6 protein-coding genes are annotated in these 6,729 nt (G+C 68.9%); 5 read left to right on the top strand and 1 reads right to left on the bottom strand.

Going from position 1 to position 6,729, the window contains the following annotated elements:
• Positions 1-2,041 (top strand): discoidin domain-containing protein (locus AB0C29_RS26850; RefSeq protein ID WP_360825451.1); only part of this gene is annotated, 2,041 nt, incomplete at its 5' end.
• On the opposite strand, the gene AB0C29_RS26855 is transcribed toward AB0C29_RS26850, so the two are convergent.
• Positions 2,025-3,047 carry a LacI family DNA-binding transcriptional regulator gene (locus tag AB0C29_RS26855; protein WP_360825454.1) on the bottom strand — a complete coding sequence of 341 codons (1,023 nt, stop codon included), beginning with the start codon at positions 3,045-3,047 and terminating at the stop codon, positions 2,025-2,027. The two genes, AB0C29_RS26850 and AB0C29_RS26855, sit on opposite strands and share 17 nt — an antisense overlap.
• 144 nt (positions 3,048-3,191) lie before the next feature.
• Between AB0C29_RS26855 and AB0C29_RS26860 the strand changes: the two genes are divergently transcribed.
• The 4 genes from AB0C29_RS26860 to AB0C29_RS26875 form a co-directional block, all read left to right on the top strand.
• The gene (locus AB0C29_RS26860) at positions 3,192-4,247 is read left to right on the top strand and encodes a sugar ABC transporter substrate-binding protein (RefSeq protein WP_360825458.1); all 1,056 of its coding nucleotides are present in this window, start codon (positions 3,192-3,194) and stop codon (positions 4,245-4,247) included.
• A gap of 2 nt (positions 4,248-4,249) precedes the next feature.
• Positions 4,250-5,284 (top strand): ABC transporter permease, encoded by a 1,035-nt coding sequence (locus AB0C29_RS26865; protein WP_360825461.1) that lies wholly within the window; start codon positions 4,250-4,252, stop codon positions 5,282-5,284.
• Positions 5,281-6,054 carry an ATP-binding cassette domain-containing protein gene (locus tag AB0C29_RS26870; protein WP_360825464.1) on the top strand — a complete coding sequence of 258 codons (774 nt, stop codon included), beginning with the start codon at positions 5,281-5,283 and terminating at the stop codon, positions 6,052-6,054. The genes AB0C29_RS26865 and AB0C29_RS26870 overlap by 4 nt, the downstream gene beginning before the upstream one ends.
• Positions 6,055-6,170: 116 nt before the next feature.
• Positions 6,171-6,729: DM13 domain-containing protein (locus AB0C29_RS26875; protein ID WP_360825467.1), on the top strand; the 559-nt coding region annotated here is incomplete at its 3' end.

Consider the following 6,729-nt stretch of genomic DNA (forward strand, 5'->3'; position numbering starts at 1 on the left):
GGAGAACCCCGGCGCCTTCCCGGCCACGGCCGCGGTCGACGGCAACACGGGCACCCGCTGGGCGTCCGCGTTCGCCGACCCGCAGTGGCTGCAGGTCGACCTCGGCGCCAGCTCGGCCATCACCCGCGTCGAGCTGAACTGGGAGGCCGCGTACGCCCGGACCTTCCGGATCCAGATCTCGCTGAACGGCACCACCTGGGCCGACGCCACCGCGGCCACCGCCGGCGCGGCCGGCGTGCAGAGCCTGCCGGTCTCCGCCACCGCCCGCTACGTGCGGATGTACGGCACCGAGCGCGCCACCCAGTACGGCTACTCGCTGTGGGAGTTCAAGGTCTTCGGCGGCACCACGGAAACGCCGCCGACCACCACCCCGCCCACCGGGCCGACGCTCCCGGGCGGCGGCAGCCTCGGCGCCAACGTGACGGTCTTCGACCCGACCATGTCGATGGCGTCGATCCAGAGCACCGCCGACGCGATCTTCAAGCAGCAGGAGACCAACCAGTTCGGCCTCCAGCGCAACCTGCTCGCGTTCAAGCCGGGCACCTACAACGGCCTGAACATCCAGGTCGGCTTCAACACCTCGGTGATCGGCCTCGGCCAGAACCCGCAGGACGTGCGGATCAACGGTGACATCACCGTCGACGCCGGCTGGTTCCAGGGCAACGCGACCCAGAACTTCTGGCGCTCGGTCGAGAACATGTCGGTCTACCCGGTCTCCGGGGCCAACCGCTGGGCCGTCTCGCAGGCCGCGCCGTTCCGCCGGATGGACATCCACGGTGACCTGAACCTGGCCCCGAACGGCTACGGCTGGGCGTCCGGCGGCTACATCGCCGACTCGCGGATCAGCGGCACCGAGGGTCAGTACTCGCAGCAGCAGTGGTTCACCCGCAACAGCACGATCGGCTCCAACTCCAACGCGGTGTGGAACCAGACCTTCGTCGGCGTGCAGGGCGCTCCGGCGGCCAGCTACCCGAACCCGCCGTACACGGTGATCGGCCAGACCCCGGTGATCCGGGAGAAGCCGTACCTCTACCAGGCCAACGGCCAGTACGCGGTCTTCGTGCCCAACCTGCAGACCAACGCGGCCGGCGTGACCTGGGCCAACGGCAACACCCCGGGCACCAGCATCCCGCTGAGCCAGTTCTACGTGGCCAAGCCCGGTGACTCCGCCGCGACGATCAACCAGGCGCTCGCGCAGGGCCTGAACCTGATGTTCCAGCCGGGCATCTACCACGTCAACCAGACCATCAACGTGACCCGGGCCAACACCGTGGTCATGGGCCTGGGCTACGCGACCATCATCCCGGACAACGGCGTCACCCCGATGCAGGTGGCCGACGTCGACGGGGTCAAGCTGGCCGGCCTGTTCTTCGACGCGGGCACCACAAACTCGGCGAACCTGCTGGTGATCGGCCCGAACGGCTCCTCGGCCAACCACGCCGGGAACCCGACGACCGTGCAGGACGTGTTCTTCCGGATCGGCGGCTCGATCGCCGGCAAGGCCACCAACAGCCTGCTGGTCAACAGCAACAACACGATCATCGACCACATCTGGGCGTGGCGGGCCGACCACGGCAACGCCGGCACCTACGGGTGGACGGTCAACACCGCGGACAGCGGCCTGATCGTCAACGGTCAGAACGTGACCGCGTACGGCCTGTTCGTCGAGCACTACCAGAAGACCGAGATCCTCTGGAACGGCAACGGCGGCCGGACGTACTTCCTGCAGAACGAGCAGCCGTACGACCCGCCGTCGAACGCCGTCTGGCGCAGTGACGGTGTCGGCTACCCGGCGTACAAGGTGGCCGACAGCGTGTCCACCCACGAGGCCTGGGGGATGGGCAGCTACGCCTTCTTCCAGAACAACCCGGCGGTGCACTCGGCCAACGGCTTCCAGGCGCCGGTCAACGGGGGAGTGAAGCTGCACAACATCTTCACCATCTCGCTCGCCTCGGGCACCATCGACCACGTCGTCAACAACATCGGGGCGGCGGCCACGGCTGACCAGGTCGTGCCCCGTACGGTCACCAACTTCCCGTAGGTCGCCCGGTTATCTCACCGCTGCCGCGCGGGATCAGGGTCGTCGGAATCCTGATCTCGCGCGGCTCTGCCGTGAGCCCGTCCATCCGCTCGAAGAGCGCCCGCGCCGCGGCCCGGCCCATGGCTCCCGGGTCCTGGGCGATCACGGTGACCCCCGGCTCGAGCAGATCGGCCAGCGGGAAGTCGTCGAAGCCGACCAGGGCCACGGTGTGCTGCCGGCCGCGCCGGCGCAACGCCCGGACCGCGCCGATGGTGATCAGATTCTGCCCGGTGAACAGCGCGGTCGGCGGCTCGGCCCGGTCCAGCAGTTCCAGAGTGGCCGCCTCGGCCGTCGCGGAGTCGTGCAGGCCACCGACCACGGTCGGCGCCAGCCCGGCGTCGTCGAGCACCGTGAGATAGCCGCGCAACCGGCGGCGGGCCGTCGCGATCCCGGCCAGGTCACCGAGGAACGCGATGTGCCGGTGCCCGTACCCGATCAGGTGCCGCACCGCCTCCGCCGCCCCGGCCACGTTGCCGGCCAGCACGGTGTCGGCGGCGAAGCCGGCGGCGGGCCGGTCCACGAAGACGACCGGGATGTCCGGCGGTAACTCCAGGGCGAGGTACCCCTGGTCGGAGCCGGCCGGCGCGAGGATCAACCCGTCGGTGTGCCGGCGCGCGAAGGCCCGGGTCAGCTCGCGTTCCCGCTCGGGGTCCTCGTCGAGGCTGCCGGTGAGCACGTGCACCCCACGGGGCCGGGCCTCGTCCTCCACCGCGCGGTGCAGGACCGCCGAGAACGGGTTGCCCACGTCCTCCAGCAGCAGGCCGATGGTCGCGGTCCGCCGGTCGTTGCGGCGCAGCATGCTCGCCCCGAGGTGCGGCCGGTAGTGCAGCGAGTCCACCGCCGCGCGGACCCGGGCGACCAGCGCGGGGTCCACCGTGGTCTCGCCGTTGACCACCCGCGAGACGGTCTTGAGGCTGACCCCGGCGGTGCGGGCGACGTCGTTCATGGTGGGCCGCCCGGGGGTCATGGTTCCCTCCATTGATCGACTTCCGCCGATGTTGATCACGCTACGCAACATTGTCGAAACTAATTGTTGACACCTGATGCGCCGAGTCGTCTACTGCAAGACAACGTTGTCTCTCGATTTCTGCTAAATCGATTTGGAGGGGACATGCGCCAATCAACGCTGATCAAGCGCGGGCGCCTCGGGCCTGCTCTGCTCGCCGTGGGCCTGGTGCTCGGCACCGCGGCCTGCGGTGGCGACTCGGGCTCCGGGGACGGGGCAACCGTCGGACTGATCACCAAGACGGACACGAACCCCTTCTTCGTCAAGATGAAGGAGGGTGCGCAACAGGCGGCGGACAAGGCCGGCGTGAAGCTGCAGAGCTTCGCCGGCAAACAGGACGGGGACAACGAGGCGCAGGTGCAGGCGATCGAGAATCTGATCTCGGCCGGTGCCAAGGGCTTTCTGATCACGCCGAGTGATTCGAAGGCGATCGTCCCGTCGATCGACAAGGCCAAGCAGTCGGGCATGCTGGTCATCGCCCTGGACACGCCGACCGACCCGGCCAACGCCGTCGACGCGACCTTCGCCACCGACAACTACCAGGCCGGCAAGCTGATCGGGCAGTGGGCCAAGGCGAAGTTCGACAAGGAGAGCAAGCAGGCCAAGATCGCCATGCTCGACCTGAACGCCAACCAGGTCTCCGTGGACGTCAAGCGCGACCAGGGTTTCCTGGACGGCTTCGGTATCCCGGTGGGCGACGCCAACAAGATCGGTGACGAGTCCGACCCCCGCATCGTCGGGCACGACGTGACCGACGGCGCCGAGGACGGCGGCCGGACCGCGATGGAGAACCTGCTGCAGAAGGACCCGTCGATCAACCTGGTCTACACGATCAACGAGCCGGCGGCGGCCGGCGCGTACCAGGCGCTGAAGGCGGCCGGCAAGGACAAGGACGTCACCATCGTCTCGATCGACGGCGGCTGCCCCGGCATCGACAACGTCAAGGCCGGAGTCATCGGGGCCACCTCGATGCAGTTCCCGCTCAAGATGGCCTCGCTCGGTATCGAGGCGATCTCGGCCTTCGCCAAGGACGGCACCAAGCCACAGGCCAGCGCGGGCAAGGACTTCGTGGACACCGGCGCGACCCTGATCACCGACCAGCCGCAGACCGGTATCGAGGCCAAGGACTCGGCCTGGGGCAAACAGAACTGCTGGGGCTGATCATGTCGACCACTGCCGTCAAGGAACCCTCGCCGCCGCAGGACTTCGACGTCCGGCGCAACGACTCCCTCGGGCTGCGGCTGCAGCATCTGCTGCACGGTAACCCGACCCTCGGCCCGCTGGCCGTGCTCATCGTGGCGATCCTCGCCTTCTCCGTCGCGAACCAGCGGTTCTTCTCCGCCCCCAACCTGTCGCTGGTGCTGGCCCAGGTCACCGTCATCGCGGTGCTGGCGCTGGGCCAGACCCTGATCATCCTGACCGCCGGCATCGACCTGTCGGTCGGCGCCATCGCCGTCTTCTCGTCGATCCTGATGGCCACCTTCGCCACCAAGATGGGCATGCCGGGCCTGCTGGCGCTGCTGTTCGGCCTGGTCGCGGGTACGGCGATGGGAGCCCTCAACGGCTTCCTGGTCACCCGGATCAAACTGCCACCGTTCATCGTCACCCTCGGCACGCTCAGCATCTTCTTCTCGCTGAACTCGGTGGTGTCCAAGAGCGAGACGATCCGCGGCTCCGACATGCCCGGCCTGATGACCTGGACCGGCACCACGATCCCGATCGGCAGCTTCCGGCTGACCTACGGCTCGATCATCATGCTGCTGCTGTTCGGGGTGTTCTTCTACGCGCTGAGCTCCACCGCCTGGGGCAAGCACGTCTACGCGACCGGCGACGACATCGAGTCAGCCCGGCTGGCCGGCATCCGGACCAACCGCGTGCTGTTCTCCGTCTACACCGTCGCCGGCCTGCTGTACGCCGTCGGCGCGTGGATCCTGATCGGTCGCCTGGCCTCGGCCAGCCCGAACGTCGGCGTCGACTACAACCTCGACTCGATCACCGCTGTCGTGCTCGGCGGCACCAGCCTCTTCGGCGGGCGCGGTGGCGTGCTCGGCACCCTCATCGGCGCCCTGATCGTCGGCGTCTTCCGCAACGGCCTGCAGCTGGCCGGCGTGGAAGTCGTCTGGCAGGGCTTCGCGATCGGCCTGCTCGTGCTGGTGGCCGTCTCCCTCGACCAGTGGATCAGGAAGGTGAAGACATGACCACGCCGGTGCTGGAGGCGCGCGGCCTGACCAAGCGGTACGGCCGGGTCACCGCGATCGAGAGCGGCGACCTGGAGCTCTACCCGGGCGAGATCCTGGCGGTCATCGGGGACAACGGCGCCGGGAAGTCCAGCCTGATCAAGGCGCTGTCCGGTGCGGTGGTGCCGGACAGCGGCGAGATCTACCTGGACGGGCAGCGGGTCAACTTCCGCAACCCGATGGACGCGCGGGCGGCCGGGATCGAGACGGTCTACCAGACCCTGGCAGTGGCGCCGGGGCTGGACATCGCCGACAACCTGTTCCTGGGCCGCGAGGAACGCAAGCCGGGAGTGCTGGGCTCGGTCTTCCGGATGCTCGACAAGGCGCACATGCGTACCGAGGCCAAGCGCTACATGAACGAGCTGGGCGTGGCGACGCTGCAGAACATCGGCCAGGCGGTGGAGTCGCTGTCCGGCGGCCAGCGCCAGGCGGTGGCGGTGGCCCGGTCGGCCGCGTTCGGCAGCAAGGTCGTGATCCTGGACGAGCCCACGGCGGCGCTGGGCGTAAAGGAGGGCAACCGGGTGCTGCAACTGATCCGCGACGTCCGCGACCGGGGCCTGCCGGTGATCCTGATCAGCCACAACATGCCGCACGTCTTCGAGGTGGCGGACCGCATCCACATCCAGCGGCTGGGCCGCCGGGCGACCGTGATCACCCCGAAGAGCCACTCCATGTCCGAAGCCGTCGCCATCATGACCGGCGCGGCGGAGCCACCACCGATGGCGGCCTGACCGGTCCTCCGCCCCCGCGCGTCTCAGCGGGGGCGGAGTTCTGTCCGGCAGCCGTAAGGAAGCGGTAATGCCCGGGATGCTTCCGGCGGTCCCGGCGGCCGTGTTGACTCAGCACTGTGCTGAAACGCTTGTTCGCCAAACCTGTTACGTGGGTGGCCGTCCTGGTGCTGGGAGCCGGCGCTGCCGTTGGCCTGTATTGGTTTCAGCCCTGGCGGTTGTTCACCGACACCACGGTCAACGAGACGCTGTCCACTGTGGGTGATGTGCCGACCAGCGTTGACGCGTCGACCGGCGCTGGCGCGCCGACCAGCGCCGGCGTGCCGAGCAGCGCGGCGCCGTCACCCACTGAGCCCGCGGGGCCGGTCGTGGTGCGGACGGGTTCCTTCATCACCCATGAGCATGCGACGGCCGGCACGGCCCGCCTGGTCCGCAACCCGGACGGCAGCCACCAGGTCGAGCTGGTCGGCCTGGAGACCTCGGACGGCCCGGACCTGCGGGTCTGGCTCACCGACCAGGCGGTCCGCGAGGGCACCGCAGGCTGGCGGGTCTTCGACGACGGCAAGTGGACGGAGCTCGGCCGGCTCAAGGGCAACCGCGGCGACCAGGTCTATCCGGTCCCGGGCAAGGTCGACCCCGAGGACTACCGCAGCATCAGCATCTGGTGCAAGCGCTTCG

This window comes from Actinoplanes sp. NPDC048791, assembly GCF_040650095.1.
Classification (GTDB): domain Bacteria; phylum Actinomycetota; class Actinomycetes; order Mycobacteriales; family Micromonosporaceae; genus Actinoplanes.

Excerpts from the sequence above, each read along its gene's own strand:
- AB0C29_RS26855 (WP_360825454.1), bottom strand. The coding sequence starts at position 3,047 with ATGACCCCCGGGCGGCCCACCATGAACGACGTCGCCCGCACCGCCGGG.
- AB0C29_RS26860 (WP_360825458.1), top strand. The coding sequence starts at position 3,192 with ATGCGCCAATCAACGCTGATCAAGCGCGGGCGCCTCGGGCCTGCTCTG.
- AB0C29_RS26865 (WP_360825461.1), top strand. The coding sequence starts at position 4,250 with ATGTCGACCACTGCCGTCAAGGAACCCTCGCCGCCGCAGGACTTCGAC.
- AB0C29_RS26870 (WP_360825464.1), top strand. The coding sequence starts at position 5,281 with ATGACCACGCCGGTGCTGGAGGCGCGCGGCCTGACCAAGCGGTACGGC.